At 67.4% G+C, this 17,379-nt stretch carries 17 protein-coding genes and 1 pseudogene; 7 read left to right on the top strand and 11 right to left on the bottom strand.

Annotation, left to right across the window (positions count from 1 at the left end; translation table 11 throughout):
- Positions 1 to 86: 86 nt before the first annotated feature.
- The 6 genes and pseudogenes from VEIS_RS20975 to lplT all read right to left on the bottom strand — a co-directional run bounded on the left by VEIS_RS20975 (position 87) and on the right by lplT (position 3,200).
- Positions 87 to 386, bottom strand: a complete 300-nt coding sequence (locus tag VEIS_RS20975; protein ID WP_011812030.1) for a type II toxin-antitoxin system RelE/ParE family toxin — start codon at positions 384 to 386, stop codon at positions 87 to 89.
- Positions 386 to 574, bottom strand: a complete 189-nt coding sequence (gene relB, locus VEIS_RS27075) for a type II toxin-antitoxin system RelB family antitoxin (RefSeq protein WP_011812029.1) — start codon at positions 572 to 574, stop codon at positions 386 to 388. The genes VEIS_RS20975 and relB overlap by 1 nt, the downstream gene beginning before the upstream one ends.
- A 274-nt stretch (positions 575 to 848) precedes the next feature.
- The gene (locus tag VEIS_RS29225) at positions 849 to 1,010 is read right to left on the bottom strand and encodes a hypothetical protein (RefSeq protein WP_157048622.1); all 162 of its coding nucleotides are present in this window, start codon (positions 1,008 to 1,010) and stop codon (positions 849 to 851) included.
- Positions 997 to 1,225 (bottom strand): annotated as a pseudogene (locus VEIS_RS31735) (Ig-like domain-containing protein); the annotation flags it as partial. The gene VEIS_RS29225 and the pseudogene VEIS_RS31735, both read right to left, overlap by 14 nt.
- 442 nt (positions 1,226 to 1,667) lie before the next feature.
- Entirely contained in the window at positions 1,668 to 1,853 is a 186-nt protein-coding gene (locus VEIS_RS29220) for a hypothetical protein (protein WP_157048621.1), read from the bottom strand.
- 42 nt (positions 1,854 to 1,895) lie between these two features.
- Positions 1,896 to 3,200, bottom strand: coding sequence for a lysophospholipid transporter LplT (gene lplT, locus VEIS_RS20970; protein WP_011812027.1), 1,305 nt, complete (start codon positions 3,198 to 3,200; stop codon positions 1,896 to 1,898).
- 210 nt (positions 3,201 to 3,410) lie between these two features.
- On the opposite strand from lplT, the gene alr reads away from it, so the two are divergent.
- The 7 genes from alr to VEIS_RS20935 all read left to right on the top strand — a co-directional run bounded on the left by alr (position 3,411) and on the right by VEIS_RS20935 (position 10,775).
- The gene (alr, locus tag VEIS_RS20965; RefSeq protein WP_011812026.1) at positions 3,411 to 4,526 is read left to right on the top strand and encodes an alanine racemase; all 1,116 of its coding nucleotides are present in this window, start codon (positions 3,411 to 3,413) and stop codon (positions 4,524 to 4,526) included.
- 1 nt (position 4,527) lies between these two features.
- Positions 4,528 to 5,166, top strand: a complete 639-nt coding sequence (locus VEIS_RS20960) for a LysE/ArgO family amino acid transporter (protein ID WP_011812025.1) — start codon at positions 4,528 to 4,530, stop codon at positions 5,164 to 5,166.
- A 133-nt stretch (positions 5,167 to 5,299) separates the two neighbouring features.
- Positions 5,300 to 7,081, top strand: coding sequence for a nitrite/sulfite reductase (locus tag VEIS_RS20955; protein ID WP_011812024.1), 1,782 nt, complete (start codon positions 5,300 to 5,302; stop codon positions 7,079 to 7,081).
- A gap of 73 nt (positions 7,082 to 7,154) precedes the next feature.
- Entirely contained in the window at positions 7,155 to 7,538 is a 384-nt protein-coding gene (locus tag VEIS_RS20950) for a DUF934 domain-containing protein (RefSeq protein WP_011812023.1), read from the top strand.
- Positions 7,538 to 8,419, top strand: a complete 882-nt coding sequence (locus VEIS_RS20945; protein ID WP_011812022.1) for a phosphoadenylyl-sulfate reductase — start codon at positions 7,538 to 7,540, stop codon at positions 8,417 to 8,419. Before VEIS_RS20950 ends, VEIS_RS20945 begins: the two co-directional genes overlap by 1 nt.
- Positions 8,416 to 9,378, top strand: a complete 963-nt coding sequence (gene cysD, locus VEIS_RS20940) for a sulfate adenylyltransferase subunit CysD (RefSeq protein WP_011812021.1) — start codon at positions 8,416 to 8,418, stop codon at positions 9,376 to 9,378. Before VEIS_RS20945 ends, cysD begins: the two co-directional genes overlap by 4 nt.
- On the top strand, positions 9,378 to 10,775 hold the full coding sequence (locus VEIS_RS20935) for a sulfate adenylyltransferase subunit 1 (protein ID WP_011812020.1): 1,398 nt from the start codon (positions 9,378 to 9,380) through the stop codon (positions 10,773 to 10,775). The genes cysD and VEIS_RS20935 overlap by 1 nt, the downstream gene beginning before the upstream one ends.
- A gap of 147 nt (positions 10,776 to 10,922) precedes the next feature.
- Here the strand turns inward: VEIS_RS20935 and VEIS_RS20930 are convergent, their stop codons facing one another.
- From VEIS_RS20930 to VEIS_RS20910, 5 genes are all read right to left on the bottom strand, one after another.
- Positions 10,923 to 11,924, bottom strand: a complete 1,002-nt coding sequence (locus tag VEIS_RS20930; protein ID WP_011812019.1) for an ABC transporter permease — start codon at positions 11,922 to 11,924, stop codon at positions 10,923 to 10,925.
- A gap of 251 nt (positions 11,925 to 12,175) precedes the next feature.
- The gene (locus tag VEIS_RS20925; RefSeq protein WP_011812018.1) at positions 12,176 to 13,795 is read right to left on the bottom strand and encodes a sugar ABC transporter ATP-binding protein; all 1,620 of its coding nucleotides are present in this window, start codon (positions 13,793 to 13,795) and stop codon (positions 12,176 to 12,178) included.
- Between the two features lie 7 nt (positions 13,796 to 13,802).
- Positions 13,803 to 14,792, bottom strand: coding sequence for a substrate-binding domain-containing protein (locus tag VEIS_RS20920; RefSeq protein WP_011812017.1), 990 nt, complete (start codon positions 14,790 to 14,792; stop codon positions 13,803 to 13,805).
- 197 nt (positions 14,793 to 14,989) lie between these two features.
- Entirely contained in the window at positions 14,990 to 15,979 is a 990-nt protein-coding gene (locus tag VEIS_RS20915; RefSeq protein WP_011812016.1) for a substrate-binding domain-containing protein, read from the bottom strand.
- Positions 15,976 to 17,049: an ABC transporter permease gene (locus VEIS_RS20910; protein ID WP_011812015.1), complete on the bottom strand. Its 1,074-nt coding sequence runs from the start codon at positions 17,047 to 17,049 to the stop codon at positions 15,976 to 15,978. Before VEIS_RS20910 ends, VEIS_RS20915 begins: the two co-directional genes overlap by 4 nt.
- Positions 17,050 to 17,379: the final 330 nt, after the last annotated feature.

Genomic DNA, 17,379 nt, shown 5'->3' with positions numbered 1-17,379 from the left:
TGGGAGGGCGGCCCGGGTTGCTGCTGCGCAACGCCTTGCGATCGAGCGAGCGCAAGCGCGGGCAGGCAAGCGAAGCGGCAATGGTTTCAGGGGCCGTCATTGGAGTGCTGGGGGAATTCACGACGGGTATGCACCACGTTCACGACTTCGATGCGGGTCGCTGTGACCCGGTACAACACGAGGTAGTTGGGATGCGCGACGATTTCGCGCAGACCGGGAACACGCTCGCTGATGCGGTATAGGTATGGGTGCTCTGACAGCGGCAGGACGCAGTTGCGCAGGCGGTGCCACATGCGCTCTGCTGCATTGATGTCGCGCAGGCCGATGTATTGTGTGATGTCGGCCAGATCGGTGTCGGCTGTCTCTAGCCAGAAGATCGGCAGCATCAGGACACTTGGTGCTTGCGTAGCTGAGCCAGTCGTTGAGCCATACGCCGCTCTACCTCATCATGAGGAATAGCCGGGCGCGGGTCGGCAAGACTGGCCGCGACCTTGGCGCGTAGCCATTCGGTGTAGCTGGCTTGCTGGTCGGAGGTTTCGAACTCCGAGACGATCGGGGAAAGATCGGTGCTCATGGTGGGGGTCTCTTTCGCTGGAGGTGGGGCCGGAGTGTCAGGCAGTCGGGTCGATGTTGCCTGTTTTCAGCCGTTCGGAAAAACGCCCACTGGACGGCCTGTGCCAGCCCGGCAACGGGCCGGCCATCGCAGGCCACTGCCAGCGGCAACGCTGTGTTTGGGCGCCAGTGCGCACCGGGGATTTGTCAAGCAGTCGCGTGGGTTGCCCATGCCTGGATATTAGCCGTTTTGGCCGTGCCAGTCGCTGCGGCGGTGGTGAAAAGCCGGGTATTCGTCAAAGCCTGTCGTCGGGCACCGAAAGCGCAGCGGGTTCGTTATTCGATTCCTGAATCATCCATGCACTTTGTCGGCTTCGCTTGCCGCACATTTGCACTGTCTGCGCTTCGCCTTCGCGTGCACGAACGATTTTGGAAATGGAATTGGAACCAAAGCCCATGCGAATCGGCCTCGGGTGCCTGCCCGGCGACGGACAGTGGCACCTTCGCCGCAGTGCCGGGGGCTGCCATCGATCTGGCCGTCGGCATCGTATTGGCCGTCCCGGAGTTGAAAGTCCAGCCTTGTGCGCCCGCCTTCGGTGCCCACCTTGCCGCCGCAGGGTTCGCTGGCCAGGTTCACCCAGGTGCCGGTGTCGTCCTCGAGCCAGTCGCCATTGTTGGGCCGGCTGGCCGTGGGGGTGAAGGTGGCTGCCCAGACTTTGCCATGGACACTGGGTGCCTGCGTCGCCGGGCCAGCCGTCGAGCCAGACGCCGCCCTGCCTCATCCGCCACCGATCAAAATGACGGTGGCAACGTGCGAGCCAGTGGCCTCGATCGCGTTCCAGCCAGCCAGCGCGGATCGAGGCTCTTGTACTCGCCCGGTTCGGTGTCTTCCAGGTCGTATGGAACGGCATTGGCAAGTTGAATTTGCAATTGCTGCAAGGGTGATTCGCCACTGGCCTGCGGGTATCAACGATCAAACGACTGCAACGCATGTGCAATACTGTCATCGCCCATATGATCTGCCAGTGCAATGAAATCAAGGTAATCTCGTGTGGCGTTACACTTGAAAATCAATCATCCCTTGATGCGCAGAATTTCACCCTCGGTCGGCACGGTCATTCGTTCACCGTGGTAGTCCACGACCGTTGTTTCCAACGGTTCATATGAGAAAAACGATGCTTTGCATGAATTGCAGATGCCGTGCCGCCGACCCGCACGGCGTCAGGCGGGATGCGTTGAAGGCGCGCTGCGGATGACAGCACAAGCGCCCCATCAGGCAGCGGTGCGGTGTTCTTTGGCATGGTGCATCCAGAAATGGATGGCGTTGGGCGTATCCAGCCGGTTCAATGGTGTGTATCGTGCCGCGCGATATCGAGCAGGTGCCTGACCTCTTCGCGGTGCCTGACGCAGTTGTGCTGGTGCCACTGGCGGATGAGCCACATGCTGCCCCCGACCACCAGGCCAAATGTCGTGATCGCGGCAGACACCGACAGGCCGAGCTTGAGCGACAGGCTGTAGAACGCGCCCAGGCCCAGGATGCAGGCTTGTTCGTTGAAGTTTTGCACCGCGATCGAGCGGCCCGCGCCCATCAGGTTATGGCCCCGGTGCTGCAGCAACGCGTTCATCGGCACCACCAGGAAGCCGCCCAGGCCGCCGAGTAGGATGAGCAGCGGGATCGCCAGCCAGATGTCGTGGATGAACACCATCAGGATCAGCAGCAGCCCCATCGCAATGCCCAGCGAAATCACGCGGTCGGCCATGTACAGGCGCATGCGCAGTGACGCCAGCACGGCGCCCACCGCCGTGCCAATGGCGACCACGCCGGTCAATGCCGATGCCTCGGTGGTGTTGTAGCCCAGCGCCACGGCGGCCCAGGCCAGCACGATGAATTTGAGGTTGCCGCCCACGCCCCAGAACAATGTGGTGGTGGCCAGCGAGATCTGGCCGAGCTTGTCGCGCCACAGGCGGCGGTTGCAGGCATGAAAGTCGGGCAGCAGCGCCAGTGCGTTGGCGAACACGCTGCGCGCAGGGTCGGCGCGCAGCGGGCGCATTTCGACCCCGGTGTGCGGAATGCGGATATTGAACCAGGCCGCCAGCGCGTACACCGCGATCAGCACGGCGATGGCCGACTCGGCCGGGGTTTCCACCCCGGTGTCGATCAGCGGAATGTCGATGCTCAGCAGTTTGCTCGACAGGCTCGGGCCGACCAACTGGCCGCCCAGCAGCACGCCCAGGATGACGGACGCAATGGTCAGCCCCTCGATCCAGCCGTTGGCCTTGACCAATTGCGACGCCGGCAGCAGTTCGGTGAGGATGCCGTACTTGGCCGGCGAGTAGGCCGCAGCCCCCAGCCCGACCACGGCGTAGGCCATCAGCGGGTGCGAGCCGTACAGCATCATCAGGCAGCCTGCTGCCTTGATGGCATTGCTGACGAACATCACCCGGCCTTTGGGCAGCGCGTCGGCGAAAGCGCCCACGAAGGGCGCCAGCAGTACATAGAAAAGAGCAAACATCGGCACCAGCGCGGCATGTTGCCATTCGGGAACACCTTCGGTTCGCAGCAGTTCGACGGCCGCCACGAAAAGCGCGTTGTCGGCCAGCGAGCTGAAGAACTGCGCCGACATGATGGTGTAAAAACCGCGCTTCATCGAATGGCTGGTGGCTGCAGCAGCTTGGCTGATGACCTGTCGGATGGGGGGTGAAAAATCGTTATGGAACTGTCGCCACCGTGGCCGCCTCGTGCTGCACCGTCGCGTGGCTGCCGTGGCTGCCGGAGCCAGTGGCAGGCGGTTATATCACGCGGGTCAATGGCGGCGATGCCAGAATACGAGGCTTGGCCTTTGCCAGCGAAAGTCCCCATGCCACGCCCGATACAAGCTCGCATCCACAGCAGCGCATTGCAGGCCAACCTGCGGCGCGTGCGCCAGTCCGTGCCCGACGCCAAGGTCTGGGCGGTGGTCAAGGCCAATGCCTACGGGCATGGCATTGCGCGCGTGTTCGAGAGTCTGCGCGGCGCTGACGGCTTTGCGCTGCTGGACTTGGCCGAGGCCCAGGGTTTGCGCGGGTTGGGCTGGCGCGGCCCGATCCTGCTGCTCGAAGGCGTGTTCGAGCCGCGCGATCTGGAACTGTGCTCGCGCCTGGGGCTGTGGCATGTCGTGCACTGCGACGAGCAGATCGACATGCTGGCCGCGCACCGGAGCCAGGCGCCGCAGCATGTCTTTTTGAAGCTGAACGCGGGCATGAACCGCCTGGGCTTTGCCCCGCAGCGCTACCGCAGCGCCTGGGCGCGGCTGGGCGCGCTGGCGCAGGTCGACGAAATATCGCTCATGGCCCATTTCAGCGACGCCGATGGCCCGCGCGGCATCGCGCCGCAATTGGCTGCGTTCGTGCGCGCCACGCAAGACCTGCCCGGCGCGCGCAGCCTGTGCAACAGCGCGGCCACCCTGCGCCATGCGGCCGACGCCAGCGTGCGTGCCGACTGGGTGCGCGCCGGCATCGTGCTGTATGGCAGTGCCCCCGATTTTCCCGGGCACGACGCCGGCCACTGGGGCCTGCAACCGGCCATGACGCTGGCCACCCGCCTGATTGGCGTGCAGCAGTTGCAGGCCGGCGACACGGTGGGCTATGGCGCGCGCTTCGTGGCCCCGGGGCCGATGGCGATCGGCGTGGCCGCCTGCGGGTATGCCGACGGCTACCCATTGCATTGCGGCACCGGCACGCCGGTGCTGGTGGATGGCATACGCACCCGCGTCGTCGGGCGGGTGAGCATGGACATGCTGACCGTGGACCTCACGCCGCTGCAACGAGCCGGCCTGCAACCGGGCTTTGGCAGCGAGGTCACGCTCTGGGGGCGCGCCAGCAGCGGCGCTGTGCTGTCGATCGACGAAGTGGCGCAGGCGGGTGGCACCCTGGGCTATGAGCTGATGTGCGCGCTGGCGCAGCGGGTGCCGGTGACGCTGGACGGGCGCGCCTGAAATGGGCGCGCTGAATGTCCTTCAGGCCATCGTCCACGGCTTCACGTCCGGGGCCATGCTGATCATCGCCATCGGCGCCCAGAACGCTTTCGTGCTGCGCCAAGGGCTGCGGCGTGAGCAGGTGCCGGGGGTGGTGCTGGTGTGCGCGCTGTCGGACGCGCTGCTGATACAGGCCGGGGTCTGGGGGGTGGGCGTGGCGCTGGCCGCGCACCCGATGCTGGCCTGGGGTGCGCGCTGGCTGGGGGCGGCATTCCTGCTGCTCTACGCGCTCAAGACAGCGGTGCGCGTCTGTCGCCCGCAGGCCATGCCGTCGGGCGCCGCCGACGCCGGCAGTGCTGCCGGCGCCCGGGCCCGGGTGCTGCTGACGGCATTGGCGCTGACCTGGCTCAATCCGCATGTGTATCTGGACACCGTCTTGCTGCTCGGCACCATCGCCAGCCCCTACGACCCGACGGCCCGCGCCGGCTTTGCCGCCGGTGCCACGCTGGCCAGCGTGCTGTGGTTCGTTGCGCTGGGCTATGGCGCACGCTGGCTGGCGCCGGTGTTTGCGACCGCGCTGGCCTGGCGGATTCTGGACAGCGTGATCGCCCTGACCATGGTCGTGCTGGCGCTGGGACTGGTCTGCACTGATTGCTTATAAGCCAATACGAATAACGGCAGCAAGAAATAATAGTTTGCTTCCATAAACAAGCCCTCTACATTCGCCGCCATGCTCCCCCGCACCGCCGGGCTTGCCCTCGCCCGGGTGGGCGCCCAACCGATACCGTGATTCCATGTACCAGTACACCGCATTCGACAAGCAATTCGTGCAGCAGCGCGCCCGGCAGTTTCGCGACCAGCTCGGGCGCTGGCAGGCTGGCCTGCTCAGTGAAGACGACTTTCGCCCCTTGCGCTTGCAAAACGGCTGGTATGTGCAGCGCTATGCGCCGATGCTGCGCGTGGCCGTGCCGTATGGCGAGATCGCCAGCCGCCAGTTGCGCATGCTCGCGCGCATCGCGCGGGACTACGATGAGCCGCAAGCGGATGTGTACCAGGCCGCGATGCAGGGGCAGGGCAAGCTCGGCACCCTGTTTTTGCCGAAAAACTGCGCCCATTTCACCACCCGCACCAATGTGCAGTTCAACTGGATCGCGCTGGCCGACAGCGCCGAGGTGATGGACCTGCTGGCCAGCGTCGACATGCACGGCATACAGACCAGCGGCAACTGCATCCGCAATACCACTACCGACGCGCTGGCGGGGGTGGCGGTCGATGAAGTCGTAGACCCCCGCCCTTACGCCGAAATCCTGCGCCAGTGGAGCACGCTGCACCCCGAGTTCGCTTTTTTGCCGCGCAAGTTCAAGATCGCGGTCAGCGGCGCCAGCGATGACCGCGCTGCGACGGGCTGGCACGATATCGGCCTGCATCTGGTGCGCAACGGGGCGGGCGAGATCGGCTTCAAGGTGCTGGTGGGCGGCGGCATGGGGCGCACGCCGCTGATTGCGACGGTGATCCGCGGGTTTTTGCCGTGGCAGCAGATCATGAATTACATCGAGGCCATCGTGCGCGTGTACAACGCCCGTGGCCGCCGCGACAACAAGTACAAGGCGCGCATCAAGATTCTGGTCAAGGCCGAGGGCCAGCAGTACATCGACGATGTGGAGGAGGAGTTCCGCCAGATCGTCGAGATCGACGGCGGCCCCCACACCATTTCCCAGGCCGAGTTCGACCGCGTGGCCGCCTGCTTCGTCGCGCCGGTGCTGGCCACGCAGCCCGAGGCCGACCCGGCCGTGCTCCAGGCCAGGCTGTCGGCCCTTGCGGCCGAGCACCCGGCCTTTGGCCGCTGGCTGCGGCGCAATGTGCATGCGCACCGCAATCCGCAACTGCGCGCCGTGACGCTCTCGTTCAAGCGCCCCGGCCAGGCGCCCGGCGACGCCAGCAGCGCGCAGTTGCTGGCCTTGGCCGATCTGGTGGACCAGTATTCGGCAGGCGAAGCGCGCGTGACGCATGAGCAGAACATATTGCTGCCCTGGGTGCCTGCCAGCCGCCTGTTCGCGCTGTGGCAGCAAGCGCGCTCCCTGGGCCTGGCCAGTGCCAATGTGCAGTTGCTCACCGACATGATTGCCTGCCCCGGTGGCGACTTTTGCGCGCTGGCCAATGCCCGCTCGCTGCCGATTGCCGAGGCCATCACCCAGCGCTACCAGGACCTGGACGAGCTCGAGGACATCGGCCCGATCGACCTGCACATCAGCGGCTGCATCAACAGTTGCGGCCACCACCACAGCGGCCATATCGGCATTCTGGGCGTGGACAAGGACGGCCAGGAGTGGTACCAGGTCACGCTCGGCGGCTCGGATGGTTCCGATGCGTCCGGCCCGGCCAGCGCCGGCAGGGTGATTGGCCCGTCGTTCTCGGCCGCCGAGGTGCCCGATGTGATCGAGGCGGTGCTGCACACCTACCGCGCGCTGCGCGAGCATGGCGAGGGCTTTCAGTCCACCGTGCGCCGCGCGGGCCTGGAGCCTTTCAAACAAGCGGCCAAGTCGGCCCGCCACCAAGACGCGCTGGCCATGGCCTGAGCGCATCTGGCGCGCACCCGCACCCCCGGCATTCCCCCTGACCCCTGCGCTGACCTCAGCACCTGCGAGCCCGATGAAAATACTCAGCCACCAAGACCACCAGCCCCCCGCCGAGGGCGACCCGCGCAGCGTGGCCCTGGCCAACGATGCCAATGCCCTGGCGCTGCCGCTCGATGGCGTGGAGCGCGTAGACCTGCATTTCCCCAGCTTTACCGATGGCCGCGCGTTCAGCCAAGCCTATCTGCTGCGCCGCCGCCGGGGCTTTCGGGGCGAGATCCGCGCCACCGGCGAGGTGCTGATCGACCAGTTGCTGCAAATGCGGCGCACCGGCTTTTCGTGCGCCGTGCTGCGCGCCGGGGTGGATGCGGCCGACGCCCGGCGCCAGTTCAGCCTGTTTCCCGGTTTCTACCAGGGCGACGCGCTGAACGGCCAGCCGCAGTTGGCGCGGGGCGCATGATGGCCAGTCGTTCCAGCCTCACCGATCGGGGCCAGCCGCCGGCCAAGGCCACCGCGCTGTATGCCCGCGCCAGCGCCACGTTCGACGCCAAACTGGCCCAAACGCAGGCGCTGTTGCGCCAGGCGGCGGCGCTGGGCGCCGATGCCGTCACGCAGGCGTCCAGCCTGGGCGCCGAGGATGTGGTCATCACCCACCTGATCAACGCGCTGCAACTGGACATTCCGATCTTCGTGCTGGAAACCGGCGCGCTGCACACCGAAACGCTGGCGCTGCTGGAGCGCACCCAGGCCGGTTCGCGCGCGCCGGTCACGCCGTACCGGCCCGAGACCGGGGCGGTGATGCACTTCATCCGCAGCCACGGGCAGGATGCGATGTACCGGAGCATGGCTTTGCGCAAGTCCTGCTGCGGCATCCGCAAGCTGGAGCCGCTGGCGCGTGCGCTGGCCGGCAAAAGCGCCTGGATCACCGGCCTGCGCCGCGAGCAGTCCGGCGCCCGCGCCGACATGCCGCTGATCGACCTGTCCGAGGTGGCTGCCGATGGCGTTGACGGCGCCGACGGTGCCGATAGCGCCGCTGGTACTGCTGGTGCCGCTGGTGCCGGCGGCCATCGCGGCAGCGCCGGCCTGACCAAGTTCATCCCGCTGGCCCATTGGACCTGGGGCGACCTGTGGCATTACATCGCCACCCACGGCGTGGACTACAACCCGCTGCACGACCGGTTCTACCCCAGCATCGGCTGCGCGCCCTGCACCCGGGCCATCAGCCTGGGCGAGGATTTGCGCTCCGGCCGCTGGTGGTGGGAGCAAGAATCGGCCAAGGAATGCGGGCTGCACGCCAAGCCAGACACACCGACGGTCACCCGACAGAAAGCCCTGCCATGAATGCCCGCACCGACACCGCCGCGCTGCTGCCGAGCCAGCGCCATCGACTCAGCGATGCGCACCTCGATGCGCTGGAGGAAGAAACCATCTTCATCCTGCGCGAGGTGGCCGCCGCCTTCGAGCGGCCGGCGCTGCTGTTTTCCGGCGGCAAGGACTCGCTGGTCATGCTGCGCTGCGCCGAAAAAGCCTTCGGCACCAGGGCCGACGGCGGCTGCGGCATCCCTTACCCGCTGCTGATGATCGATACCGGCCACAATTTCCCGGAGGTGACCGATTTCCGCGACCTGCGCGCCCGGGAACTGGGCGCCGAACTGATCGTGCGCAGCGTCGAGGATTCGATGGCCCGTGGCAGCGTGCGCCTGGCCCACCCTGGCGAGTCGCGCAACGTGCACCAGTCGGTCACGCTGCTCGAAGCGATCGAGGAGTTCGGCTTCGACGCCTTGCTCGGCGGCGCCCGCCGCGATGAAGAAAAAGCCCGCGCCAAGGAGCGCATCTTCTCGCACCGCGACAGCTTCGGCCAATGGCAGCCCAAGGCCCAGCGCCCCGAGCTGTGGACGCTGTTCAACACCCGGCTGCAACCGGGCGAGCATTTTCGCGTGTTCCCGATCAGCAACTGGACCGAGCTCGATGTCTGGCAATACATCGCCCGCGAGCGCATCGCGCTGCCCGCGCTGTACTACACGCACCCGCGCCAGGTGGTGCAGCGCAAGGGCCTGTGGGTGCCGGTGACCGCGCTGACCCCGGCGCGCGCCGGCGAGCAGATCGAACTGCGCCAGGTGCGCTTTCGCACCGTGGGCGACATCAGTTGCACCTGCCCGGTGGAAAGCCGGGCCGCCACGGCCGCCGACATCGTGCTCGAAACCCTGGCCGCCGACATGAGCGAACGCGGCGCCACCCGCATGGACGACCAGACCAGCGAGGCGTCGATGGAAAAGCGCAAAAAGGACGGGTATTTCTGATGAGCACTATCGATTTGATATCTGCTGATGGAGATCGGTCGCGCACCAGTGGCCACGATGTGCCGCCCTCGGCGCTGAAGTTCATCACCTGCGGCAGCGTCGACGATGGCAAGAGCACGCTGATCGGCCGCTTGCTGCTGGACAGCCGCGCCGTGCTGCAAGACCATCTGGCCGGCGTGCAGCGTGGCGGCCAGACCGACCTGGCCTTGCTGACCGACGGCCTGTCGGCAGAACGCGAGCAGGGCATCACCATCGACGTGGCCTACCGCTACTTCGCCACCGAGGAGCGCAAGTTCATCATTGGCGACGCGCCCGGCCACGAGCAGTACACGCGCAACATGGTCACCGCCGCCAGCAGTGCCGACGCCGCCGTGGTGCTGGTGGACGCCAGCAAGCTCGACTGGCAAAACCCGCAACTGGCCTTGCTGCCGCAAACCCGCCGCCACGCCTTGCTGGCCCATCTGCTGCGCGTGCACTCGCTGGTCTTTGCCGTGAACAAGCTCGACGCGGTGGCAGACCCGGCCCTGGCCTACCGGCATATCCAGGGAGCGCTGGCCCGCTTCGCCCAGGCCGCAGGCATGGACATGGGCGCTGCGGTGCCGCTGTCGGCCCTCGAGGGCTGGAACGTGGTGGACGCGCATCCGGGTTGGTGCGGCTACGCCGGCCCGACGCTGCTGCAAGTGCTCGAGGCGCTGCCCAACACCCCGGCCGATACCGGTCTGCCGCTGTCCTTGCCGGTGCAGTGGGTCGAGAAGAACCCGGCATCGTCCGACATCTCCCGTGGCCGGCGCATCTTCTGGGGCCGTGTAGCCACGGGCAGCGTGGCGCCGGGCAGCGCGGTGCAGATTTTCCCGAGCGGCCAATCGGCCACGGTGGCCCAGGTGCTGGACCATGCCCGCCGCCCCGGCCCTGCGCTGGCCGGCCGCAGCGCCGGCATCATCCTCGACCGCGAGTTGGATGTCTCGCGCGGTGACTGGATACTGGCGGCCCCCATGTCCGTAGCGCCCGCGCCTGCCACGCCTGCCACGCCGGTATCCGCCCCTGCCACCGCCGCAACCGACCCGGCCTGCGCACCCGCCTGGCCCCCTCGCCGCGAACTGCGCACCACGGTGGCCTGGCTCGACGACGAGCCGCTGGTGGCCGGCCGCGTGTACTGGGCGCTGCATGGCCACCGCTGGGTCAAGGCCAAGGTCCGGGCCGTGCTGCACAAACTCGACATCGACACCCTGGCCGAAGAACCAGCCACACAGCTAGGCCCGAACGCCATCGGCCATGTCGACCTGCAATTGCAAGAAGCCCTGCCGACCATGCCGTTCCAGCAGGCGCGCGTGCCGGGGTCGCTGATTTTGGTCGACAGCGCCAGCCACAAAACGGCGGGCGCGGTGTTGGTGAACTGATCCGGCGCGGCGCTCGAACCCCGGTCCTGCCCGCGCCGCCGCAGGCACCGCCGCCGGTGCGGGTGTGCGGGTGGTGCGGGCATGTTCCTTCAGCGGCCGTTGCCCGATGTTTCGCGCCGCATCGGATGCGCTGCGGCAGGGTTGCGCTCAACGCGAACGGCGGATGGCAAAGAACGCGCCGGCCAGCACGATGAAGCTGCCGACGATCACCTTCTGCCAGGTGCTTGGCACGCCGACCAGGATCAGCACGTTGTTGACCAGCGTGACCAGCACCACGCCCAGCAGCGTGCCCGCCACCGTGCCGTTGCCGCCGGTGATGCGCGCGCCGCCCAGGATCACGGCGGCGATCACGTCGAGCTCCATGCCGTGCAGATCGAACGGGCTGGCCATGCGGTTGCTCGATACATGCACGATGCCGGCCACGCCCGCCAGCAGGCCGGCATAGGCGAACACGAACACCTGCACCGTGCGCAGTCGATAGCCCAGCCGCTGCGCGATCGACAGGCTGCCGCCGATCGCGAACACCGCGCGGCCCATGAGCGTGCGGTTGAGCAGCCACCAGGTCAGCGCCGCCGCCGCCGCCAGCACCAGCACGAAGGCCGGCAGCACCGAGCGCGTGCCCTGCGCCGACACCCGGTCGATCAGCGCCAGCGTGCCAAAGGCTTCCATCGAGGCCGGGATGTTCATGAACAGCGAGGTCCCGACGAAGGTCAGCAGCAGGCCCCGGTACAGGTACTGTGTGCCGATGGTCACGATCAGCGACGGGGTTTGCAGCGCATGCACCAGCAGCCCGTTGAGCGCGCCCAGCAGCGCGCCGCCGACGGCGCCGGCCAGCAAAATCACCGCGATCGGCGTGCCCGGCGCGTAGCGCAGCACGGCCTTGGTGATCGCGTACATGCACAGCGCCGCGATGGCGGTGAACGACACGTCCAGCCCGCCCGCCGCCAGCACGATCAGCACGCCCAGCGCGAACAGGCCGACCACCACGCAGGCGCGCGCCATGTCGAACAGATTCGACATCTGGAAAAAGACCGGGTTGATGCCGCCCACCACCGCGCACAGCGCCACGATCAGCAGCAGCGTGAAGGCCGAGGGCCGGCGCACCAGCCAGTCCTTGGCGCGCACGAGCGGGCCGGGCGTGAAGGCCATTGCAGACGCGCTCACCGGGGTACCTTCGCCTTCGGCTACGGTGCGAGCGCCTTCGGGCGGCCGGGCGGCGATCGATGGAATACCTTCGCCTTCGGCTGCGGTATGAGCACCTTCGGGCGGCCGGGCGGCGATCGATGGAATACCTTCGCCTCCGGCTGCGGTATGAGCGCCTTCGGGCGGCCGGGCGGCGAAGGATGGAACACCTTCGCCTCCGGCTACGGTATGAGCGCCTTCGGGCGGCCGGGCGGCGCTCATGCGGCGGCTCCAGTGGCTTGCCCGGTGCCGTCTGCGGTGGTCTCTTGCGTTGTCTCTTGCGTGGTTCGTTCGGTGGTTTCTTCGGCCAGCATGGCCGCATACAGCGTTTCCTGGCTCAGCGTGGCGGCGTCGTACTGCGCGCGCAGGCGGCCCTTGCGCATCACCAGCACGCGGTCGCAGTTTTGCAGCAGCTCGGGCAGGTCGTCGCTGATGATGAGCACGCCCAGGCCACGGTCGGCCAGCCGCTGGATGATGCTGTAGATGGTGTCCTTGGAGCCTACGTCCACGCCGACGGTCGGGCCGTGCAGCACCAGCACCCGGGGCTCGATGGTGAGCCAGCGGCCAATCAGCACGCGCTGCTGGTTGCCGCCCGAGAGCGACTGCACCGGCCGCGCCACGTCGGGCGTGGCCACTTGCAGGTCGGCCACGGTGCGCTCGGCCAATGCGCGGGCGCGCCGTCCGTCGAGCAGGCCCCAGCGGTTGCACAGGCGCGCGAGCACGGCGGCCACGATGTTGTCGGCGATCGGCTTGCCCAGGAACAGGCCCTCGTCGAGCCGGTCTTGCGGCACGTAGCCAATGCCGGCATCGATGGCCCCCGAAGGCGTGCGCAGGTCCAGCCTGCGGCTGCCCAGCATGACCTGCCCCCGGTCGGCCGGCGCCACGCCGGCCAGCGCCTGCGCGAGTTCGTTGCGGCCCGAATCGAGCAGGCCGGTGATGCCGAGGATCTCGCCCTGGTGCAGGTCGAGGTCGATGTCGGCGAAGCACCCGCGCCGCCCGAGGCCGCGCACCTGCAGCAGCCGATGGCGGCCGGGGCTTGCGGCGCGCAAGCGTTGTTCGTCCAACTGCTTGCCGGTCATGAGGTGGCTCAGGCTGGCCTTGGTCTGTTCGCGGATCGGGCCTTGCATCACCAGGCCGCCGTCGCGCAGCACGATCACCTCGCCGCCGATGGCCAGGCATTCGTCGAGCTTGTGGCTCACGAACAGCACCGACACGCCCTGCGCGCGCAGCCGCTCGATCACGCGCACGAGGCGGTCGACCTCGCGCCAGGTCAGCGCGGTGGTGGGCTCGTCCATGATCACCATGCGCGCGCGGGTGGCGATGGCGCGCGCGATGGCCACCAGTTGGCGCTGCGCGATCGGCAACTCGCCGACCTGCGTCGCGAGAAAGGCGTTGTCGTTCGGCAGATTCACCGTGGCCAGCGCGAGCCGGGCCGTCTGCGCCAGGCGCTGGCGGTCCAGCCGCCGCGCCAGGCGCCCGCCGTGGTGCACCAACTGCTCGGTGAGCGCGATATTCTCGGCCACGCTCAGGTTGACTATCAGCGACAGGTCTTGGTAGACCGTCTCGATGCCGGCCGCCAGCGCCTCGATCGGCGTGAGCTTGGCGCAGGCGCGGCCCTCGATCAGCAGTTCGCCTTCGTCGGCGGGTTGCGCGCCCGAGATGATCTTGATCAGCGTGCTCTTGCCGCAGCCGTTCTCTCCCACCAGGTGGTAGATGCGGCCGGGGTCGATGCGCAGGCTCACGCCGCGCAGCGCATGCACGCCGGCGAAGCGCTTGTGCACGCCGCGCACTTCGAGAAAGGGCACTGCCGCGTCCGGCGGGGCAGGAACTGGCGTCATCGCCGGGTCAGAACGGGTATTGCTTGTAGTTGGACTTGTCCACGTCCACCCAGGCCTGGCCGGTGATGACCACGCCCTTGCCCGGGCCTTTCTTGACGCTGACCTTGTCGTAGCCGCGCGTGCCCAGGTTCATGCCGTCGGTGATCGGCTTGCCGTCGAGCAGCAGCTTGGCCACCTGGTTCATCACCAGGCCGGCGTCTTTCGGGTCCCAGAAACTGATGCCGTCGATGGCACCGGTCTCCAGGTATTTGCCCGCGTCTTGCGGCAGGCCGACGCCGAACACGCAGGTCTTGTGTTGCAGCCCGGCTTCTTCCACCGCGCGGCCGATGCCGATCGCGTCGATCGCCGAACTGCCCTGGAAACCCTCGATGTCGGGGTGCTTGCGCAGGATTTCCTTGGCCTTTTCGTAGGCTTTGTTGGCGTTGTCGAAGGTCTCGTTGTGCGCGTCCACCAGCGCCATCTTCGGGTACTTGGCCGCGTTGCCCGCGCCGCCGCTGGCCCACTGCATGTGCGTGCGGCTGCCGAGCGAGCCGACGAAGGTCGTCCACTTGCCGCTCTCGCCCATGCACTTGGCGAGCCGGTCGTTCAGGCGCGCGCCGAAGGCCGTGTTGTCGAAGGCTTCGATATCGGCCTGCGTGTTCCTGGCGGTGTCGGCCTCGTGTGTGACGACGACGATGCCACGCTCCATCGCGCGCTTGAGCACGCCTTCGATCGTGCTCGGGTCCATCGGCACCACGGCGATGGCGCTCGACTTTTTGGCCACCAGGTCTTCGATCACGCGCAGTTGCTGCGCCGGGTCGCCTTGCGCCGGGCCGACCATGCTGGTGGCGACGCTGGCGTTGGCGGCGCCGAACTCCTTGACGCCCTCACCCATGCGGGTGAACCAGTTCACGCCGATGACTTTGACCACGGTCACGATGCTCTGCTTGTCCTGCGCCCACGCGGCGCCGGTGATGCAGGCCACGGCGGTGAGCGCACATACGGTTTGACGAATCATGGTGTTGTCTCCAGGTCTGGTTGCGAAAAACCCCTTCGGAACGGAACCGCGCTGCAGGAGGGGACTGCCCGGCAGCGGGGGAACGCGGGTGCGCGGGTGCGCAGATATGCCGTGGCAGCAGCGGGCAGAAAGAGGGCCGCAGGAGGGCGCTGCCGTAGCCGCGTCCGGTGCAACGGGGGTGGTCGCCATCGCAGGGGTCAGAACGGGTACTGCTTGTAGGTGGACTTGTCCACGTCCACCCAGGCCTGGCCGGTGATGATCACGCCCTTGCCCGGGCCTTTCTTGACGCTGACCTTGTCGTAGCCCTGGATGCCCAGGTCCATGCCGCCGGTGATCGGTTTGCCGTCGAGCAGCAGCTTGGCCACCTTGTTCATCACCAAGCCGGCGTTCTTCGGGTCCCAGAAACTGATGCCGTCGATGGCGCCGGTCTCCAGGTACTTGCCCGAGTCCTGCGGCAGGCCGAGACCGAACACGCAGGTCTTGTGTTGCAGGCCGGCTTCTTCCACCGCGCGGCCGATGCCGATCACGTCGATCGCCGAGCCGCCCTGGAAGCCCTCGATGTCGGGGTGCTTGCGCAGGATTTCCTTGGCCTTTTCGTAGGCTTTGTTGGCGTCGTTGAAGGATTCGTTGTGGGCGTCCACCAGCGTCATCTTCGGGTATCTGGCCGCGTTGCCCGCGCCGCCGCCGGCCCATTGCATGTGCGTGAGGCTGCCGAGCGAGCCGACGAAGCTCGTCCACTTGCCGCTCTCGCCCATGCACTTGGCGAGCCGGTCGTTCAGGCGCGCGCCGAAAGCCGCGTTGTCGAAGGCTTCGATGTCGGCCTGCGTGTTCCTGGCGGTGTCGGCCTCGTGCGTGACGATGACGATGCCACGCTCCATGGCGCGCTTGAGCACGCCTTCGAGCATGCTCGGGTCCATCGGCACCACCGTGATGGCGCTCGGCTTCTTGGCCACCAGGTCTTCGATCACGCGCAGTTGCTGCGCCGAGTCGCCGCGCGCCGGGCCGGCCATGCTGGTGGCAACGCCGGCGTTGGTCTGGCCGAACTCCTTGACGCCTGCGCCCATGCGGGTGAACCAGTTCTCGCCGATGACCTTGACCACGGTCACGATGCTCTGCTTGTCCTGCGCCCACGCGGCGCCGGCGATACAGGCCACGGCGGCGAGCGTGCATGCGGTGTGACGGATCATGGTGCGGTTTCCTCCTGCCTTGCTGGCGCAAGCCCCCCGGAATTGAACCGCGCCGCAGGAGGGGACTGCGCGGCAACGGCATGACGCAGGCGCAGCGGCAGCAGCGAGCGCGCGTCGAAGCGGGACGATGCGACGAACAGCAAGAGCATCAGCCCCCATGCGCAGTCGCGAAAGAAGCTCGACACCTCCAGGAAGTTGAAGGTGCTCGACAGGAACTGCAACGCCGTGGCCGACAGCAGCAGGCACAGCATCCGGCCGTGGCCACCCTCGGGCCGCACGCCGGCCATCACCGCGATCAGGATGGCGATCAGCACATAGGAACTGCCGTAGTCCCACTTCACGCTGGAACTGCGCGCCGCGATCACGATGCCGGACACCGAGGCCAGCAGGCCGCACAGCGTGTACACCGACAGCAGCATGCGCCGCTGCGGCACGCCGGCGTAGCGCGCCGCCTTGGGGTTGGTGCCCATCAGGAACAGTCGCATGCCGAAGGGGCTGTGGCGCAGCCACACGCCGATGGCCAGCGCGATGCCGACGAACAGCATGAAGCACAGCGGCAGGCCCAGCACCAGTCCGTTGCCGATGAAGTCCAGCGGCTCGATGAGGCCGATGCGCACCGCCGAGCCGCCGGACAGCACCACCGCCAGCCCGGCGAACACCAACTGCGTGCCCAGCGTGCAGAGAGTGGGCGTCAGCCCGGCGCAGGCGATCAGCAGGCCGTTGAGCAGCCCGCCCAGCAGCCCGACCGCCAGCGCCACGCCCACCAATGCCAGGGTGAACAGCAGCGGCGTCTGCCCGGCGTCGACCCAGTGCGGCAGCAGCACGCCGGCGCACACGCCGGCCAGGTTGGCCAGCGCGATGCCCGACAGGTCGATGCCGCCGTTGCCGGCGATCATGGCCAGCATCACGCCAATGGCCAGCAGCCCCAATTCGGGCACCTGGCCCGCCATCGATTGCAGGTTGTAGGGATCGATGAAACCGCCGCCGGTGAGCGCAATGGCGCACAGCACCACCGCCGCGTTGATGGCCGCCAGAACGTTGAGCTGGGCGTCGCCCGGAAGCCGTTTCATTGGCGCCCCGTCTTCAACTGGCGCGCTGCGTGCCGGGCCGCGAAATGCGCGGCGTCGGCAGCGTTCCACGGTCTGTCCATGCTGGTTCTGCCAGAGTGGGGGTCACCATACGCTTTATGTCTTATGTTGCATGACCAATTAATTCTTCATATGTCAATTCATATGTCGATTGGTCATTGTGCATGACATCGGTCGGATTGGATTGTCCGGGTTTTCCCCGGGTGGGGCGGCATGGCCGTTGAAGGCAACGGTGCGCCGGCAGGGGCAACGCCCGCCAGTCCGCTGCAACGGCGGGCGGACGATCGGGCAAGGCGGGCAGGGGGCACAGCG

The sequence above is a fragment of the Verminephrobacter eiseniae EF01-2 genome (genome assembly GCF_000015565.1).
Classification (GTDB): domain Bacteria; phylum Pseudomonadota; class Gammaproteobacteria; order Burkholderiales; family Burkholderiaceae_C; genus Acidovorax; species Acidovorax eiseniae.
This window is presented reverse-complemented; position numbering and strand designations above follow the sequence as displayed.

What these genes read in the sequence shown, in the direction of transcription:
- VEIS_RS20950 (WP_011812023.1), top strand. Translation starts at nt 7,155, where the DNA reads ATGAAAATACTCAGCCACCAAGACCACCAGCCCCCCGCCGAGGGCGAC.
- relB (WP_011812029.1), bottom strand. Translation starts at nt 574, where the DNA reads ATGAGCACCGATCTTTCCCCGATCGTCTCGGAGTTCGAAACCTCCGAC.
- VEIS_RS20935 (WP_011812020.1), top strand. Translation starts at nt 9,378, where the DNA reads ATGAGCACTATCGATTTGATATCTGCTGATGGAGATCGGTCGCGCACC.
- VEIS_RS20975 (WP_011812030.1), bottom strand. Translation starts at nt 386, where the DNA reads ATGCTGCCGATCTTCTGGCTAGAGACAGCCGACACCGATCTGGCCGAC.
- VEIS_RS20945 (WP_011812022.1), top strand. Translation starts at nt 7,538, where the DNA reads ATGGCCAGTCGTTCCAGCCTCACCGATCGGGGCCAGCCGCCGGCCAAG.
- alr (WP_011812026.1), top strand. Translation starts at nt 3,411, where the DNA reads ATGCCACGCCCGATACAAGCTCGCATCCACAGCAGCGCATTGCAGGCC.
- VEIS_RS20930 (WP_011812019.1), bottom strand. Translation starts at nt 11,924, where the DNA reads ATGGCCTTCACGCCCGGCCCGCTCGTGCGCGCCAAGGACTGGCTGGTG.
- VEIS_RS20915 (WP_011812016.1), bottom strand. Translation starts at nt 15,979, where the DNA reads ATGATCCGTCACACCGCATGCACGCTCGCCGCCGTGGCCTGTATCGCC.
- VEIS_RS20925 (WP_011812018.1), bottom strand. Translation starts at nt 13,795, where the DNA reads ATGACGCCAGTTCCTGCCCCGCCGGACGCGGCAGTGCCCTTTCTCGAA.
- cysD (WP_011812021.1), top strand. Translation starts at nt 8,416, where the DNA reads ATGAATGCCCGCACCGACACCGCCGCGCTGCTGCCGAGCCAGCGCCAT.
- VEIS_RS20960 (WP_011812025.1), top strand. Translation starts at nt 4,528, where the DNA reads ATGGGCGCGCTGAATGTCCTTCAGGCCATCGTCCACGGCTTCACGTCC.
- VEIS_RS20920 (WP_011812017.1), bottom strand. Translation starts at nt 14,792, where the DNA reads ATGATTCGTCAAACCGTATGTGCGCTCACCGCCGTGGCCTGCATCACC.
- VEIS_RS29220 (WP_157048621.1), bottom strand. Translation starts at nt 1,853, where the DNA reads ATGCCAAAGAACACCGCACCGCTGCCTGATGGGGCGCTTGTGCTGTCA.
- VEIS_RS29225 (WP_157048622.1), bottom strand. Translation starts at nt 1,010, where the DNA reads ATGGGCTTTGGTTCCAATTCCATTTCCAAAATCGTTCGTGCACGCGAA.
- VEIS_RS20955 (WP_011812024.1), top strand. Translation starts at nt 5,300, where the DNA reads ATGTACCAGTACACCGCATTCGACAAGCAATTCGTGCAGCAGCGCGCC.
- VEIS_RS20910 (WP_011812015.1), bottom strand. Translation starts at nt 17,049, where the DNA reads ATGAAACGGCTTCCGGGCGACGCCCAGCTCAACGTTCTGGCGGCCATC.
- lplT (WP_011812027.1), bottom strand. Translation starts at nt 3,200, where the DNA reads ATGAAGCGCGGTTTTTACACCATCATGTCGGCGCAGTTCTTCAGCTCG.